Source organism: Oligella sp. HMSC05A10 (assembly GCF_001808335.1).
Lineage (GTDB): Bacteria > Pseudomonadota > Gammaproteobacteria > Burkholderiales > Burkholderiaceae_B > Oligella > Oligella urethralis.
Map to the genome: position 1 here is coordinate 151,050 of NZ_KV792844.1, position 15,649 is coordinate 166,698.

Annotated in this window: 18 protein-coding genes; 2 read left to right on the forward strand and 16 right to left on the reverse strand. The window is 47.7% G+C overall.

Features of this window, described 5'->3' with window-relative positions; translation table 11 throughout:
• Positions 1-14: 14 nt before the first annotated feature.
• The 10 genes from HMPREF3144_RS00700 to HMPREF3144_RS00740 all read right to left on the reverse strand — a co-directional run bounded on the left by HMPREF3144_RS00700 (position 15) and on the right by HMPREF3144_RS00740 (position 8,432).
• Positions 15-686 (reverse strand): alpha/beta hydrolase, encoded by a 672-nt coding sequence (locus HMPREF3144_RS00700; protein ID WP_070475697.1) that lies wholly within the window; start codon positions 684-686, stop codon positions 15-17.
• A gap of 46 nt (positions 687-732) precedes the next feature.
• Positions 733-894 (reverse strand): hypothetical protein, encoded by a 162-nt coding sequence (locus HMPREF3144_RS11635; RefSeq protein WP_018025948.1) that lies wholly within the window; start codon positions 892-894, stop codon positions 733-735.
• A gap of 86 nt (positions 895-980) precedes the next feature.
• Positions 981-1,835, reverse strand: a complete 855-nt coding sequence (locus tag HMPREF3144_RS00705) for a type III pantothenate kinase (protein ID WP_070475700.1) — start codon at positions 1,833-1,835, stop codon at positions 981-983.
• Positions 1,828-2,721 (reverse strand): biotin--[acetyl-CoA-carboxylase] ligase, encoded by an 894-nt coding sequence (locus tag HMPREF3144_RS00710; protein ID WP_070475702.1) that lies wholly within the window; start codon positions 2,719-2,721, stop codon positions 1,828-1,830. Before HMPREF3144_RS00710 ends, HMPREF3144_RS00705 begins: the two co-directional genes overlap by 8 nt.
• Positions 2,722-2,764: 43 nt before the next feature.
• Positions 2,765-4,111, reverse strand: a complete 1,347-nt coding sequence (locus HMPREF3144_RS00715) for a 3-deoxy-D-manno-octulosonic acid transferase (RefSeq protein ID WP_018025951.1) — start codon at positions 4,109-4,111, stop codon at positions 2,765-2,767.
• Positions 4,111-5,112, reverse strand: a complete 1,002-nt coding sequence (gene waaC, locus HMPREF3144_RS00720) for a lipopolysaccharide heptosyltransferase I (RefSeq protein WP_018025952.1) — start codon at positions 5,110-5,112, stop codon at positions 4,111-4,113. The genes HMPREF3144_RS00715 and waaC overlap by 1 nt, the downstream gene beginning before the upstream one ends.
• Positions 5,113-5,121: 9 nt before the next feature.
• Positions 5,122-6,024 (reverse strand): endonuclease/exonuclease/phosphatase family protein, encoded by a 903-nt coding sequence (locus tag HMPREF3144_RS00725; protein WP_018025953.1) that lies wholly within the window; start codon positions 6,022-6,024, stop codon positions 5,122-5,124.
• A gap of 42 nt (positions 6,025-6,066) precedes the next feature.
• Entirely contained in the window at positions 6,067-6,714 is a 648-nt protein-coding gene (locus tag HMPREF3144_RS00730; RefSeq protein ID WP_036559459.1) for a site-2 protease family protein, read from the reverse strand.
• Positions 6,715-6,719: 5 nt separating this feature from the next.
• A complete protein-coding gene (locus tag HMPREF3144_RS00735) occupies positions 6,720-7,601 on the reverse strand; it encodes a KPN_02809 family neutral zinc metallopeptidase (protein ID WP_018025955.1) in 882 nt (293 codons plus the stop codon).
• A 33-nt stretch (positions 7,602-7,634) separates the two neighbouring features.
• Complete coding sequence (locus HMPREF3144_RS00740; RefSeq protein ID WP_018025956.1) at positions 7,635-8,432, reverse strand: 3-hydroxybutyrate dehydrogenase; 798 nt, start codon at positions 8,430-8,432, stop codon at positions 7,635-7,637.
• Between the two features lie 160 nt (positions 8,433-8,592).
• Here HMPREF3144_RS00740 and HMPREF3144_RS00745 point away from each other — a divergent pair, with 160 nt between their 5' ends.
• Positions 8,593-9,348, forward strand: a complete 756-nt coding sequence (locus tag HMPREF3144_RS00745; protein WP_018025957.1) for an SDR family NAD(P)-dependent oxidoreductase — start codon at positions 8,593-8,595, stop codon at positions 9,346-9,348.
• Between the two features lie 67 nt (positions 9,349-9,415).
• On the opposite strand, the gene aspS is transcribed toward HMPREF3144_RS00745, so the two are convergent.
• The 4 genes from aspS to HMPREF3144_RS00765 form a co-directional block, all read right to left on the reverse strand.
• Positions 9,416-11,212 (reverse strand): aspartate--tRNA ligase, encoded by a 1,797-nt coding sequence (aspS, locus tag HMPREF3144_RS00750; protein WP_018025958.1) that lies wholly within the window; start codon positions 11,210-11,212, stop codon positions 9,416-9,418.
• A gap of 69 nt (positions 11,213-11,281) precedes the next feature.
• Entirely contained in the window at positions 11,282-11,500 is a 219-nt protein-coding gene (locus HMPREF3144_RS00755; RefSeq protein WP_070475717.1) for an FmdB family zinc ribbon protein, read from the reverse strand.
• 93 nt (positions 11,501-11,593) lie between these two features.
• Entirely contained in the window at positions 11,594-12,883 is a 1,290-nt protein-coding gene (locus HMPREF3144_RS00760) for a putative Na+/H+ antiporter (RefSeq protein WP_070475705.1), read from the reverse strand.
• Between the two features lie 137 nt (positions 12,884-13,020).
• Entirely contained in the window at positions 13,021-13,386 is a 366-nt protein-coding gene (locus HMPREF3144_RS00765) for a hypothetical protein (RefSeq protein WP_018025961.1), read from the reverse strand.
• A 236-nt stretch (positions 13,387-13,622) separates the two neighbouring features.
• Here HMPREF3144_RS00765 and HMPREF3144_RS00770 point away from each other — a divergent pair, with 236 nt between their 5' ends.
• A complete protein-coding gene (locus HMPREF3144_RS00770) occupies positions 13,623-13,904 on the forward strand; it encodes a hypothetical protein (RefSeq protein ID WP_018025962.1) in 282 nt (93 codons plus the stop codon).
• On the opposite strand, the gene HMPREF3144_RS00775 is transcribed toward HMPREF3144_RS00770, so the two are convergent.
• Together HMPREF3144_RS00775 and HMPREF3144_RS00780 are read right to left on the reverse strand one after the other, a co-directional pair.
• Positions 13,901-14,686 (reverse strand): TlpA disulfide reductase family protein, encoded by a 786-nt coding sequence (locus tag HMPREF3144_RS00775; protein WP_018025963.1) that lies wholly within the window; start codon positions 14,684-14,686, stop codon positions 13,901-13,903. The genes HMPREF3144_RS00770 and HMPREF3144_RS00775 overlap by 4 nt on opposite strands.
• A 98-nt stretch (positions 14,687-14,784) precedes the next feature.
• On the reverse strand, positions 14,785-15,411 hold the full coding sequence (locus tag HMPREF3144_RS00780) for a 2OG-Fe(II) oxygenase (protein WP_018025964.1): 627 nt from the start codon (positions 15,409-15,411) through the stop codon (positions 14,785-14,787).
• Positions 15,412-15,649: the final 238 nt, after the last annotated feature.

Sequence of the window (15,649 nt, forward strand, 5' to 3'; positions counted from 1 at the left end):
TCGCTATTGTAAAACTATAACAGCTCAAGGCCTTTAAGGTAGAGCGCTAATTGCTTACGAAGTTCAATTAAGGCGCCATGGAAAAAATGCCCAACCCCGGGTAATACCGTCACCGCCTGCTTTTTTTCAGCAAGCCAAGTAAAGGCATCTGCCAATGGAATCACCTCATCGGCTTCACCATGAATGACGAAGGTATTTTCCGGCAAATCAACCTCTCGATAACTGAAGCGCCATACGCCTACCCCCGCAAGCACTAAGGCGGCGGGCATTGTTAAAGCAGCAGGGGCGGCAGCCGTGGCTACTAAGTCTTCAATTTCCTGATGCAATTGTGCAGCCACTGCGGAACCGAATGAGAAACCACCAAGCACCCATGGCAATTCAGCAAATTGGGGATGTTCAGCTAAAAACTGCTGCACCACCGCCAACATATCCTGTGTCTCACCGCGGGCCTCATCAAAACTTCCCTCGGACTGACCTACACCTCTAAAATTAGGGCGCAGCACCACATAGCCATGACTAACTAATAAGCGCGACATGGTAGTAATCACCTTGTTATCACGCGTCCCATCAAATAAAGGATGTGGGTGCAATATCATGGCCCAGGCTTTGGGCTCGGTCCTCGGGTAATCAATGGCGACATCCAAAGCGCCTACTTCACCCTGATATAACTTAATCTCTTGCGACACAGTCTAAATCCTTTAACATCAACATAAGGTGCGGCTATCAAACTGCCTAGGGCAACGCCTCAATACTAATATCGCGTGGCTTATATTCCACCACACGTGCAGAGCCGGAGCTGATTTTCAACTCACTCGGTTTAAAGCCCAACCAACCTGCACCCAAAGCATAAACTAAGAGATTGGCTAGGAGAAGTATGATAAAAAGAGTTCGCATCGTGCTTTTTACGCTATGGTCTTTGATGGCTAAATCCTAGCTACTTTGAACATGCTCCAACCAAGGCATGATCCCTAGCTCAGTGACTACTGCGCCAAATAGTACTGCGCATAAAGTAATAAACCAGCCAACGCAGGGTCCTCAAAGGGCAATAGCTCTATTGTATCAAATCCGTGCAATTGAGCTTGCTCTGCCAGCAACCTGGATAATTCAGGCAGCACGTAGTCTGCTGCACCACCCGCATAAAACACCACCGGCGCTTGCTGACAATGCTTAAGCACATGGAGCCATTGGCGTAACACCGCCCCCACTTGTGCTGCCGTGATGCCACTCAGTAAAGCCTCTGCGGTAGAACTTGGAAAAGCCGGCGGATAACTGGACGTGGTCCATTGAATGGCTGGTAATTGCGCCGTACCGCTCACTAAACTATCACTCATTAACTGCAGGCCAGGCAAAATCAAACCGCCCAGAAACTGATCCTGAAACACCGTATCTATTGTTGTGGCTGTACCGAAACTAATTAACATCGCCGGTCGCTTTTGAGCGGCTTCATGTACACTCAGCCCCAACATGGCTAACCAGCGATCGGAACCCAGTTGCTGATACTCAGCATAGGCATTACGTAAGTGCAATAGCTGTGGCTCGGAAGCGAGCCAATGTAGTTCATAAGCTTGCTCACCACAATACGCATCTAATTGCTCTCTAATCCGGGCTGCGCTCAGCGGACCACTGACATTCACCCCTATCACGAGGCTAGGCTTAGTAGCAAATTGCTTAAGCTTTGCAGCTAAACCCTCAATTTCCGCATGCGTCACAATAAACTTCACCGGCGCTGCTGGCACCTCATCTGTCCCTGCGGCGCTAAGTCGTTCATAGTAAGCAAATTTAATCCGCGTATTACCCGCATCAATCAGCAAGACCGCAGCACTGCCCTTAGCCATTATCCGCCGCCATGAGATCAATTGCCCGAATGGAAATATCGCCGTAAATCACCTGCTTTACTCCCTCATCAGTCCGTACTAATAAGCAGGCATTTTTGTCCACTCCCTCTGCCTGACCGCTAAACATCAGCTCCTGACCATTCAGCACATCCACCGTCTGCTGCTTTAAAGCATCCACCACCGCATGACGCGCCACAAACGGCTCAAAGCCCGTTTTTTGATACTGTAAAATCGCCTGATACCAAGCATTGGCAAGCAAAGCCACCATACTACTGACATTTGCCGCCGCTTTAGACTCCCGCTCCGCTAATGATGACAACACCGACGTCCAATCCGCCACCGGTCGCTGCAAGGACTCACTCAAGGCTTTGGCATGTGACAGATTGAGCCCCATACCAATCACCACCACATGATGATGCGCTGAGAAACGCCCCACCGCAGGCCTCACCGCCTCAACCAATAAACCTGAAAGCTTGGCCCCGTCAAACAAAATATCATTGGGCCATTTCATACTTAGACGATGCTCATGCGCTGCACCAACTAATTGACGTAGCTGCTCACACACCACAATGCCGCATAGCGGCGCCAACATCGGCAACTGTGTGGCTGGCATATCCACATCAAAGGCACAGGAAAACATTAAGGTGGTCTTATCCAGATCCTTCCACGTACGGCCGCCACGCCCCTTGCCCTGCGTCTGATGATAGGCCCCCAAAAGCACTGGGCGTACTTGCGCCGACTCGGGCTCAACTTGACGCGCCCGATTAATTAACTGGCTATTGGTAGAATCCACCTGCTCCAGCCATTGCACCTCAGCAAAACCAGGTAATTCCGCTTTAATTTTAGCGGCTAGTTGCGCTGCAGGGGGTAAAGTAATTAAAGGCATAAACTATTTTTCATGACAGATTTAATACAACTCACAGCATAGTCTACTGCAAAAAAGGCTGCAAATACTGCATTGTGCGCTCAGTTGCCCCACGATGTTGCACCAGCCACTGCTCTGCCGCTTGACCCATCGCCTGTGCTTGTGCCGGTTCAGCTAATAATTGCTGCGCCATGGCAATGGCCTCTAAGGCTGACTCACAGCGCCGCGTCGCCCCCGCCGCAATGGCATCGGCCACAGCCTGTTTAAAATTAGCCGTATGTGGCCCCACCAGCACTGGCAACGCCAAGGCACTAGGCTCGATATTATTTTGTCCGCCAAAATCCGCAAAGCTACCACCCACAATCACCACATCAGCCAGCCCATAGTAAAAAAACATCTCACCTAGGCTATCACCTAATAATACATGGCAATGGCTAAGTGCCTGCGGTGAAGGCTGTGATGAGCGGCGACAGTAACTTAAGCCAGAGGCCTCCAATACTTGCGCCACTTCCTCAAAGCGCTCTGGGTGACGCGGCACCAACACATACAGCGGTGTCGGGGCTGAAGCCAATGACTGTGGCAATGCGGCGGTTTTTATGCTGTCTAAAAACATCCACTCCTCGCCCTCCCGTGTACTGGCAATCACCACCACGGGACGCTGTAATTGCTGCTTAAATTGCCTTGCCTGCTGTACTACGGACGTGGGCACCTTCACATCGAACTTTAAATTACCAGCCAACTGCACCCCTGCTAAACCATAGTCCTGCAGCCGCTGTTGATCCTCCGAGCTTTGCGCCAAAATCAAGGCCAATGAAGTAAAGGCTTCCTTTAACACGCTGCCGAGACGACGGGCCTGCTTTAATGAAGCATCAGAAAAACGTGCACTCACCAGCACCATCGGAATCTGCTGTGCCTTCGCTTCAGCGAGTAAATTAGGCCAGATTTCTCGTTCGATGAGAATGCCACAGCGCGGTTGCCAATAATCCAAAAAGCCCTTCACTGCCCTCGGCAAATCATAGGGAATCCAAGCTTGACGCAACTGCCCTGAACGGATATAGGCCTCGAAGAAGCTCGCCCCCATCGCTCGCCCCGTTGCCGTCATATGCGTTAATAAAACCGGTAACCCCTGATCCAATAAGGCTTGAACCAAGGGTTGTGCTGCCCGCGTTTCACCTAAACTGACCGCATGCACCCAAACCGCTCGCTTAAAATCTAAAGCCACCGCTACCTCATCGTCTGCAGCCGCAACGGCTGAGCTTTGTAAAGCAGGCTCTACTCCCTCATAGCGTCCAAAGCGCTCCGGCGCTCGTATCTCCCACACACCGCCAGCACGCTTAGCTTTACGCGCCAGCAGTGCCAGCATAATGGGCGCTACGACTTTAAGCAAGCAGGTATAGCAAAAGCGATTCATCAGGACTCCGCCGGCTCCACGAGCAGCTCATCCGCGGCACTCTCTTCTGAGGCACCGAGCGCTTGCTTTAACTTTAACAGCACCACCTCACGACTTGGCGGCACACCTCGGTCGCCCAAGCTTGCCGTCATACCTGCACCCGTTAAGGGCGTACGCACCGGCGTAGAAGCACAATAAATACCAATCGTCGGTCGACCTAAGGCTGCCGACAAATGGGTCAGCCCGCTATCTAAGCCGATCATCAGACGGGCAGCCGCTAATTGATGGGCCACTTCCTTTAACGGTAACGCAGTTAACAGCGTCACCTTAGGATAGTGTTTAACCAATTCGGCAGCGCGTGCGGCCTCTTTGTCATTGCCTGCGAGCACACGCAATTCCAAACCATGCTCAACCAATAAATCCAAAGCCGCATGCCAATCCTCCTCCGGCCACAGCTTATCATCGCGACTGGCGGATGGCATCACTACTGCATAATTCTGAATCTCCACGCCCTCGGTAAACGCTTGCAAACCAAAGTCTGGCGCTCCCTCATATTGATAACCCAAAGCCAAAGCCGCTAACTCACGTTGCCGAGTGACGGCGGGTTGCCAAAAGTCCACCCGATGACGCTGATGATAAAACAACGAAGCTAAACGCTCTCGCGCCGACTTCCAATCCAAACCATGACGCTCGCCAATGGCTTGACGCACCACCCACACCGACTTCATTAAACCTTGCATATCCAAGACCATATCGTAGTGCGTTTGGCGCAACTTTTTTCTAAAGGCGGCCCGTTCACGTCTCGTCTCACGACTCCACCAATGCTTACGCCAACGTCGATGGGAAATTGGAATAACCTGATGTACCGCTGGATGCCAGGCCGGAATGTCGGCAAAGCTTTCCTCTACCACCCAATCAATCATCACCTCTGGACAGTGCTTGGCGATATCGGAAATCGCCGGCAACACGAAGATCAAATCGCCTAAAGAGGATGAGCGCACGATCAATATTTTTTTTGTCATAGCTTCTTTCTACGTTAATAACCTAAGCTTAGCGCTTAGCGGCAAATGGTCTGAGATCTTCGTCCAAGGCTTGCCTTTGAGTACCTCAGTGGTGTCAATTTCAAAGCCGCGCTGATACATACGGTCCAAACGCAACCAAGGAAAGGAGGCAGGATAGGTGCGCGGATTATAGTAACGCCTTTCTATAAAAAAGGCCTCCGTCAAGCGCATAAAACTATCCGTCTTCATATAACTGGCCAAACGCTCCAGGCGCCCTTTAAGCTCTGGGTTTTGCCAAATCAGTGCCATTTCATTAAAGCCCTTTTGGAAATTCAATTTAACCGCAGGGAACTCCATATCGACGCGCTTAGCCTCATCTTCAAACACCTCTTGCAAGTGCAGCACGGACATTAACTGACTGCTAAGCTGCTGCGTCCAGTCATTAAAATCACCAGCAATAATTACCGGCTCATCATCCCTCACCAGACGATTAATCCGCTGAGCAATCGCCTCCACCTGCCGTCGACGACTTTGTTTGAAAAGGCCTAAATGCACCACAAAACAATGCACAATACGCTGTTGCACCTGTACCTGCACATGTAGGACCCCGCGCTGCTCTAAACGATGATCGGAAATATCCTGATTATCCTGAAAAACAATTGGATAACGACTTAAAAAGGCATTACCATGGTCCGTGTTGCGGCGAATCGCATTACGCCCATATACCACATGCATACCCAAAGCTTCCGCTAAACGCTCTGGTTGATTATGTAGCGCATCCTCCAGATCGTTGCGTCCCTGCACTTCCTGTAAAAATATCAAATCGGCATTTTCTCGCTGCAGAGCGCCTTTTAACTGAGCAAATGATTGGCGTATACCTAAGGGCGCCTTACCCTTGTGAATGTTATAAGTTAAAACTTTTAATTGAACCATGGCTTAAGATGCTACTTCGTATTCAATGTCATTGCCTTTATACTAAAGCTTAAAAAAGACAATTTTAAGAATCAGCTCAAAGAAAAAATTAATCCCAGCCCCAATCACTGGTTGAATCACACCAGTTAACAACAGCGCCAATAAGATCCAAATCCCATAAGGTTCAATACGTGCCAACAGATTTTCTGTTTTTAAAGGCACAATATTCATCAACACTCGACCACCATCCAGCGGCGGTATTGGCAATAAATTCAAGACCATCAAAATCAGATTAATGGAAATACCCGCACGCGAGACCTCCCATAAAAAGCCCTGCGTTTCACCCATTGAAAACAAAATGCGCAACAGCAACGCCCACAGCAATGCCATTAAAAAATTTGCTGCGGGACCAGCCAAGACCACCCAAATCATATGACGCCGTGGCTCTCTTAGCTGCCCCTGATTTACCGGCACCGGCTTGGCCCAACCAAAGAGCATACCGCCCAAAAATAAGGTCAATAGCGGAAAAATCACGGTACCAAAAAGGTCAATATGACGCGCCGGATTTAAGCTTACACGGCCCAACACATAAGCCGTATTATCGCCAAAGCGTTTTGCCACATAGCCATGGGCCGCCTCATGTAAAGTAATGGCAAAGATCACTGGAATGGCATACACCGTGACCAGTTTGAGTGTTGATTGAATATCCATAAGCACTAGTTCGCAAAGGTATTACAAGCTTCAATACTGCCCGTCTTAAAACCACGTGTAAACCAACTCACACGCTGCTCTGAAGAACCGTGTGTAAAGGCATCAGGCACCACATAGCCCTGCGTATTACGCTGAATCCGGTCATCACCGACTGCCGCAGCGGCATTCATCGCATCACGAATATCTTTCTCGTCAATCGTATCACCCTGCTTAGCCAACTCATGTGCCCAGATACCGGCAAAACAATCCGCCTGCAACTCCGTCAATACAGAGATTTGATTGGCCTGTCGTTGATTGCTGCGTTGTTGCGCCCGTTGGGTCTGCTCTAAAACACCCAAAATCTGTTGTACATGGTGACCGACCTCATGCGCAATCACATAGCCTTGGGCAAACTCACCGCGTACTCCCATGCGCTTACCCGTCTCGCGGAAAAACTCCAAGTCCAAATACACCGTCTGATCCGAAGGGCAATAAAAAGGCCCCATCGCCCCTTGACCCAAGCCACAGGCGGTACGAGTAGCACCACTATATAAAACCAAACGCGGTTCTTTATAACGACCATATTGATGCTGCCTAAACTGCTCAGCCCAAATATCCTCAGTTGTCGCTAGCACCTTAGACACAAAAACACCCTCGGCATCTGTTAACTCACCAGTACTGCCACGATGTGAAACCGTACTTTGATCAACCTCCAAGGCACTCATCCCGCCAAGCAGCTGTAAGGGGTTTACGCCAAAAGCCAACCAAGCGACTAGCGCAATCACAATCGTGCCAAGGCTGAGCTTACCCCCACGAAAAATGGGTATCCCACCACCCATACCACCGGCGCCGCGTTGACCGCGACGATCCTCCACATTGCGACTCTGTCTTCTACCGCCAAGCCTCATAATAAACCCCTTAATACCTAAAAAACCTGCAAATTAATGCATGTGCCAACCATTTGTCACCACAATAGACTGTCCCGTCAAGGCATGACTTGGGAAAGTAGCCAAAAACAACGCCGCATCACTGACATCATCAAGCGTCGTAAACTCACCATTCACCGTATTCTTAAGCATCACGTTTTTAACCACTTCCTCCTCGCTAATACCCAATTCTTGCGCTTGCTCGGGGATTTGCTTTTCAACCAGCGGTGTGAGCACAAAACCTGGACAAATCACATGGGAACGAACATTATGCGCTGCACCCTCTTTGGCCAATACCCGATTTAAACCGAGTAACCCATGCTTTGCCGTGACATAAGGCGCTTTTAACACTGAGGCTTCATGCGAGTGTGCCGAGCCCATATAAATCACGGTGCCGCCGCGATTATCCTTGTACATATGCTTGAGCACTGCCTTTGTCGTTAAAAATGCACCATCCAAATGGATCGCCAGCATTTTCTTCCACTGAGAAAACTCAAACTTATCAATGGATTCAATGATTTGAATACCCGCATTTGAAATCAAGACATCAATCGCACCAAAGGCCTGCACTAAGGCCTCAACCCCCTTATTCACCTCGTCTTCACTAGTCACATCCATCGCAATTGCCAAGGCACGACCACCGGCTGCCTCAATTTCCTCAACAACTTGTTGTGCAGCAGCCAAATTTAAATCAGCCACACCGACCGCCGCACCCGCTGCCGCAAACTTAAGGGCTAGATTACGACCCAAACCACTACCAGAACCCGTAATTAACGCGACTTGCCCCGCTAAAGAATAGCTTGCCTTAACCATCTATCATCCTCCATCTCTCGCTTATAAGAAAAAAATAATTGTAGAATAAAATATTCCTCACTATCTTAGTACTGTTAACCGTTATTATCAAACCTTAAGATGCGACAATAACGTAAATCTTTATTCAGCTTTTAACCTTAACCAACAAATAACTACTACGATGAAAAAAATCTGCTTTGTTACCGGTGCTACCGCCGGTTTTGGTAAGGCGATCAGTCAGCAGTTGATCACACAAGGTCATACTGTCATTGCCTGCGGGCGTCGTGCCGATCGCCTTGAAGCCCTACGGGCGGAACTCGGTAGTAATTTACACCCACTTGTCTTTGATATTCAATCCAAAGAGGCAGTCATTGAAGCGATTAATCAACTGCCATCGGCGCTTAAAGTGATTGATGTGTTAATTAACAATGCCGGCATGGCCAAGGGACTAGCCAAGGCACAAGCGGCCGACTTAGACGATTGGGAGCAAATGATTAGCACCAATATCAACGGCCTACTCTATGTCACGCATCAAATCCTGCCAGGCATGGTGGAGCGTAATCGTGGTCTGATTATTAATATGGGTTCAACCGCAGGTACTTGGCCTTATGAGGGTGCTAATATCTACGGCGCTAGCAAAGCCTTTATACGCCAATTCAGCCTTAATTTACGCACCGACTTAGCCGGTACCGCCGTGCGCGTGACAAATCTTGAACCTGGTCTCTGCGGTGGCACTGAGTTTTCTCATGTGCGCTTTGATGGCGACGAGGCAAAGATCAAGGCCCTTTACGATAAGGTTGATTTTGTGACCCCAGAGGATATTGCCAATATCGTTTCCTGGCTCATCGCCCAACCCGAGCACTTAAATATCAACACCATGGAGCTGATGCCAGTGGCGCAAAGCTATGGCGGCCTCAAGGTGACTCGCAAAGCCTAAAATAAAACAAAACCGCTAATTCTGACACGATAGAATTAGCGGTTTGACTTAGCGCAGTGAGAATAACTTACTGCTGCTCAGCTTTTTTGCGTAAACGAATATGTAATTCACGTAGCTGCTTTTCATCAACCTCAGACGGCGCATTGGTCAATAAGCACTGAGCACGCTGAGTCTTAGGGAAGGCAATGACATCACGAATTGACGGTGCATTAGCCATGATTGTCACTAGACGATCCAGACCAAAGGCTAAACCACCATGCGGTGGCGCACCATAACGTAAGGCCTCAACCAAGAAGCCAAATTTCGCTTGAATCTCTTCATCGCTCAGTTTAAGTGCTTTGAAGATTTTCTTTTGTACATCTGAGCGATGAATACGCACTGAACCACCGCCGATTTCCCAGCCATTTAAGACCATATCATAGGCCTTGGCAAAGGCTTTTGAAGGGTCGGACTCAAGAAAATCTTCGTGACCATCTTTGGGACTGGTAAAGGGATGGTGTGCAGCCACGTAGCGCTGATCCTCTTCATCGTATTCAAACATTGGGAAGTCAACCACCCATAAAGGCTTCCAGCCAGCGTCAAATAAGCCATGCTCCTTGGCAAAATCGCTATGACCTAATTTCACGCGCAAGGCACCAATGGCATCATTCACCACCTTGGCCTTATCCGCTCCAAAAAATAAAATATCACCGTCTGTCGCACCGGTGCGCTTTAAGATCTCAGTTAAGGCCGCATCGTGGATATTTTTAACAATCGGCGATTGTAAGCCCTCGCGACCCTCAGCAACACTATTTACCTTAATCCACGCCAGACCCTTGGCGCCGTAAATAGAAACATACTGCGTATAGTCATCAATTTCCTTACGAGATAGTGCTGCACCACCCGGTACTCTGAGCGCTACCACTCGACCACCGTCAGTATTGGCAGGACCGCTAAACACCTTAAACTCAACGTCTTTCATCACCTCAGTTAACTCGGTGAATTCAAGCTTCACGCGCAAGTCAGGCTTATCCGAACCATAACGCTGCATGGCCTCCGTCCAAGGCATGGTTGGGAAAGGATTCGGCAGCTCAACGGCCAGCACCTCCTTGAAGATATGACGGAGCATTGATTCAAAGATCTCGCGAATTTCCTCCTCATCAAGGAAAGAAACCTCGCAGTCTATCTGAGTAAATTCAGGCTGCCGGTCGGCACGTAAGTCCTCATCTCTAAAGCACTTCGTGATTTGATAATAACGGTCATAACCGGCCACCATCAATAACTGCTTAAATAACTGCGGTGACTGTGGCAAAGCGAAGAACTCACCCGGATTAACCCGTGACGGCACTAAATAGTCACGTGCGCCCTCAGGCGTGCTCTTAGTAAGCATCGGTGTTTCAATATCAATAAAGCCCAGAGCATCCAGAAACTTACGCGCCTCCATGGAAACCCGGTAGCGTAACATCAGATTTTTCTGCATCACCTCACGGCGCAAATCAATCACGCGGTGAGTCAAACGAATCGTCTCGGATAAATTATCATCGTCCAACTGGAACGGCGGGGTAATCGATGGATTTAAAATCTCAATCGCCTCACACACTACCTCGACCTCGCCCGATTTAAGATCCGGATTAACCGTACCCTCAGGGCGGCGACGTACAACACCGGTTACCTTTAAGCAGAACTCATTACGAATACCCTCAGCGATACTAAAGGTGTCTTTATTTTCAGGGTTACATACCACCTGCGCTAAACCCTCGCGGTCACGCAAATCAATAAAGATAACGCCGCCGTGGTCACGTCGACGATGAACCCAACCGAATAAAGTAACTGTTTGATCTAATTGATCTAGTCCAACCTGACCTGTATAGCAGGTGCGTTTCATATTTGCTCCGAAATCGCTTAAATGCGTTTTATTAGTAGAATAACTAAATGATAAATAAAGGGTGTCTGATTAACTCTCAGACGAGCCGCCTGATTTAGGCTTAGCGCTATCACGGAAATCAGTCACGTACCAACCAGTGCCCTTTAGCTCAAAACCAGCCGCAGTGACCTGCTTCACCATAGTCTCCTGATCACAGGCATCACAATGCGTTAAAGGAGGATCGGACATCTTTTGCAGCAACTCTTTTTCTGCACCACAACATTCGCAACGATAGACATAAATAGGCACAACAAACTCTCTAACAGCAATCGCTAAAAAAGGAAATAAAGGGCTATATTTTAGCCCTTTTTCCTCCTTAAGGTAGCGCTTTAAGCGCAAGATTTATAATAAGACAAACAGCAAGGAAGCAACCAAGGTCGGACCTAATGCAGCTAATAATAAATACTGTGCCGCAATGGCCTGATCAGGGAAACTTCTTCTTAAGAGAGAGAAACCGGCCGGGTTAGGTGCGTTAGCAATCACGGTTAAACCACCACCACTGACCGCACCAGCCACAAGCATATAACGCCACTCGGGACTGGTACCCTCAACCAAAGAACCTAAATAAGTTAAGGCTGCGTTATCAGTAATTGCAGTCAAGGTCGTTGAACCCACAAATAACACCAACGGCTCTAAACCGGCCAATAAACTCTGCAACCACCACTGCTGCATACCACCTAAAATCAAAAGACCAGCCAAGAAGAAGCCGACCATCAAGCCCTCCTTAATCAGCAAGGGGTTTTGATAGCGATTATAGGCCGTACAATAACCAATAAAGAGCATCAGCATACCCATAAAGATATGCGGATGATGGGAGAAAAATACCACCCCAAGCAAGAACAGACAATGCACTAAAATCACACTGGCAGGCACCACCTCGGCTCGTTCAGCCACCCCGCCTCGCTCAATACGTGTTTCTTTAGTGATAGGAATACGCGCCGTGCGAATAATTTCACGACGACAAATAAAGGTGATGGCGATCGCATTAATAAAGACAGCGATTACTGCCTTCCAACCAAAAGTTGTCAACATGAACAAGCTGTCCCAGCCGAAAGTGTTAGCCACAATTAATACCGGTGGCGCCGCAAACGCAGTCAACACACCACCGATGGAAATATTGACAAAGAGCACACCCAGGGCCAAATACTTATACTTTACACTCTGTGCTCGACTGAAATAACCCTCTTTGAGCATCAACGCTGCTAAAGTCATAGCCGCAGGTTCGGTGATAATTGAGCCAGCTAAAGGCACTAAACTCAAGGTAATAAAGAACTGCGCCACCTCAGTCTGCACCGGCAGCACTCGCGCCAAATAGCGCACAATACGCTGCACCAGATCCAAAATAGGACGGCTTGCCGCAATCACCATAATGGCAAATACAAAGAGCGGCTCGGTAAAATTACGACCATCCATATAATGCACAGCAGACTCAATACCGCCAGTGGCCGCCATAATCACCAAAAAGATGGTCGCCCACAGCCCGAACACGCCCTCAACCTCGGATAACAAGTGCCAAAGCCCCTGGTGAGGACCTGGTCTATGGGCAATTTTGGCGAAAATAGGTACGGTAAATGTATGAATAATTGCAAGACCGAATAAGACGGTTGCTAATAACTCAATTGAGGTTGGCATGCTTTAAGCTCCAAAAATAAATCTCATCTAAAATTTATCAAATGTAATTTTAAATTTCAACGCAAGCGTTCGATTTTAAACCAGTTTGGAAAAATAAGCAGCCATCGTTAGCACTAAGACAGTTCTAAGCGCATAATTTAAAAAACATGACGCGGTTGAAACGGTGCAGTAGCCACCAAATGACTCAACTCCTCAGCAATCTCATAGTCCACGATTGCTGTGCCATTAATCGTAAAGGCACCAATTCGCTCACCCGCACTAGTCGGCTTGGTATCCGTAGTCGCAGCCAAGTTATAACCTTTGAAAAAGAAATAGGGAATCACCTCCTCCAAGCTTTGTAAATAAAGACCATCGCCATTACGCTCACGCCGCCCCTTAGGGGTCACCACAAAACCAAAACTACCCGTCTCTTTAAAGCACTTTTTAAAGGGATATAGTCTAGCACCCGTGTGATGAATTAGCACTAAACGCTTATCAATAGACTCCTTTCTGCTTGCTATCATGCCTACTATCCTAAATCGAAATTATCAAATCAATACAAAGACTTATATTGCACTCAACTCATCATATACTTAAGACTGAGCGCTGTATATCAGGGTGGTTATTTTTGTCCTACTGATGAATACATATGTAGTTTTGTGTATTGTCCCTGCAACAGGTTCTGAGCACAATAAAACGTGGCTGCTAGCCTTTCCAAGCAGTTAACTGCTGACTACAATCATTATTAGGGAGATACACCATGAAAAAAGGCTATATGGTTATTGGCGCCTACGGTCAAGTCCAATTAAAAGAAGAACTGCTGAGCCATTTGCAACTAAAACCCGGTCAGATCATTAACTATAAGCAATTGCCGGGCAATAAACTCTTACTTGAGGGTATCCCCCTTGAGGAGAGCGGCGGCCATCACCTGTCAGGTTATGATGAATATTACGAATTAGCTGAGGATACTGGTGAAGCAAGCACAGACCATTACCTTAATACCATGCAATACAGCCTTGGTACGAGCATGCGATTACATTAGTGCTTTAGCGCTTGCACATAATCACTAAGTAGCTCAGCACTGATCTCGCCCACATGCGTAGCCACTAGCCTATTCTGATTAAAAAAAAGCGTCACAGGCGTGCCTAGTGTCTGATAGTAACTTGCTATCGCTTGGGTGGGATCTAATAGAACCGAAGCCTGTAGTTGTAAATCGTGCCTTGCTAAATAGTCCCTCACCACCACCTCAGTTTCACCTTGGTTAATTAAGTAAAACTGCAGCTCCGGATAATCTGCAATCGCCTGCTGCAGCATCGGCATCTCACGATGGCAGGGCGCACACCATGTTGCCCATAGATTAAGCACCACCTTATCATCAGCATGCGCTGCGAGATTAACAGCTTCATCCTGTAGGTTAACTAGCTGAATATCCGCTAACTGTGTGGAAGCCGCTTTAGGCGTCAGGCTAAAGGCGAGATAAATAGCAGAGCCTGCTACCAGTAAAGCAGCAGCAGCGATTGCCCGATAACGCCAAGCACTTAAAAAGAAGAGACTCAGTACTGCCGCAACGATAGCCCAATGACTATCAAAACCACCTTGCCAAATATAAAAAAAGCGTAAAGGATTTTGCTGATAACTATCCCAATGCCTTAATACAAAGCCAGCTCTAGCTGCTAAAAAGGCAGCCACCAGAGCAATGCCAACCCAGGTATCAAATTGTGGGTCTATCCAACGCTTTAGTAGCGATCCAATGAGCATTAATACTAGCACACCGATAAGCGTCGCAAAAACCATCGGTGGCAACAAAAAAGGGCCTATCACCATATGACTGCTAAGGAAACTGTGTTAGTACAAACTATAGTGTAGCGATTACTAAGCTAGCATATGGTTTTGTAGGCCACTGCTAGATTATTGTCTAGAATTCAAGCTGCAAAACCGAAAAAGTTTTCATCATCACGAAACCAGCCCGTTATGCTCCAGCGTGTTTTGCTGCTAGGCAATACCTCATGCTCAAAGAGATCACTACGGAATATCACGATGCGTCCAGCGATAGGTAAAACACGAAACAGCACTTGTTGCGGATTAAAAGGATCATAGATCAGCAATTCACCACCGTCTTCCGCCGTCCAATCCGGATTTAAATAAATGACTATGGTTATTTTTCTAAAGGTAGTGTTATGATGCTGGTCAATATGACGTTTATAGCCCGTACCTGAAGCATAGCGCGCATAGTGTAATTCAACTTGCTTTAAACCCATAAAAAAATACTGATTAAATGCCTGTTGCAATAACTCAGTCAATGCAAATATTTCCTGTGAGGCTTGATAGCTATCATGTGCATCTAACCAAAGAATGGAATCACCGCGAATATCCGCAGCCAAGGCAAGTTGTTGCTTACGTCCAACACGAGCATCGTGAAACTGACCCAGTTGCCAGCGTTGATGACCCTCTATTAATAATGATTGCACCAAGGCTGGAGATAATAACTCATCACTAATAAAACAACCCTCAGTTTCTAGAGCAGTTAAAATGGCATCAAAAGTTGGCATGCTAAAACCCTGTGACTACGCTGTCGAGTCAAATCATAATCGCCATAAAGCTAACTAGATCGAGTGACAACAATTAAAAACGGAGAATAATTTTATAGCGACAGGATATGTTTTGTATAGTTTTATTTTTGGAGGCAATAGCTAATCGCGTCAACGTTAGCGATGTGTCTAGAAACGTCCCTAAGTACTCTTAGTTGGCGCGCAGCAAAAACCCCTGAGAGCGTTAGCTTTCAGGGGT

What these genes read in the sequence shown, in the direction of transcription:
- HMPREF3144_RS00725 (WP_018025953.1), bottom strand. Translation starts at nt 6,024, where the DNA reads ATGGTTCAATTAAAAGTTTTAACTTATAACATTCACAAGGGTAAGGCG.
- HMPREF3144_RS00775 (WP_018025963.1), bottom strand. Translation starts at nt 14,686, where the DNA reads ATGGTGATAGGCCCTTTTTTGTTGCCACCGATGGTTTTTGCGACGCTT.
- HMPREF3144_RS11635 (WP_018025948.1), bottom strand. Translation starts at nt 894, where the DNA reads ATGCGAACTCTTTTTATCATACTTCTCCTAGCCAATCTCTTAGTTTAT.
- HMPREF3144_RS00715 (WP_018025951.1), bottom strand. Translation starts at nt 4,111, where the DNA reads ATGAATCGCTTTTGCTATACCTGCTTGCTTAAAGTCGTAGCGCCCATT.
- HMPREF3144_RS00740 (WP_018025956.1), bottom strand. Translation starts at nt 8,432, where the DNA reads ATGGTTAAGGCAAGCTATTCTTTAGCGGGGCAAGTCGCGTTAATTACG.
- HMPREF3144_RS00760 (WP_070475705.1), bottom strand. Translation starts at nt 12,883, where the DNA reads ATGCCAACCTCAATTGAGTTATTAGCAACCGTCTTATTCGGTCTTGCA.
- HMPREF3144_RS00730 (WP_036559459.1), bottom strand. Translation starts at nt 6,714, where the DNA reads ATGGATATTCAATCAACACTCAAACTGGTCACGGTGTATGCCATTCCA.
- HMPREF3144_RS00770 (WP_018025962.1), top strand. Translation starts at nt 13,623, where the DNA reads ATGAAAAAAGGCTATATGGTTATTGGCGCCTACGGTCAAGTCCAATTA.
- HMPREF3144_RS00765 (WP_018025961.1), bottom strand. Translation starts at nt 13,386, where the DNA reads ATGATAGCAAGCAGAAAGGAGTCTATTGATAAGCGTTTAGTGCTAATT.
- HMPREF3144_RS00710 (WP_070475702.1), bottom strand. Translation starts at nt 2,721, where the DNA reads ATGCCTTTAATTACTTTACCCCCTGCAGCGCAACTAGCCGCTAAAATT.
- HMPREF3144_RS00735 (WP_018025955.1), bottom strand. Translation starts at nt 7,601, where the DNA reads ATGAGGCTTGGCGGTAGAAGACAGAGTCGCAATGTGGAGGATCGTCGC.
- aspS (WP_018025958.1), bottom strand. Translation starts at nt 11,212, where the DNA reads ATGAAACGCACCTGCTATACAGGTCAGGTTGGACTAGATCAATTAGAT.
- HMPREF3144_RS00705 (WP_070475700.1), bottom strand. Translation starts at nt 1,835, where the DNA reads ATGGCTAAGGGCAGTGCTGCGGTCTTGCTGATTGATGCGGGTAATACG.
- waaC (WP_018025952.1), bottom strand. Translation starts at nt 5,112, where the DNA reads ATGACAAAAAAAATATTGATCGTGCGCTCATCCTCTTTAGGCGATTTG.
- HMPREF3144_RS00745 (WP_018025957.1), top strand. Translation starts at nt 8,593, where the DNA reads ATGAAAAAAATCTGCTTTGTTACCGGTGCTACCGCCGGTTTTGGTAAG.
- HMPREF3144_RS00780 (WP_018025964.1), bottom strand. Translation starts at nt 15,411, where the DNA reads ATGCCAACTTTTGATGCCATTTTAACTGCTCTAGAAACTGAGGGTTGT.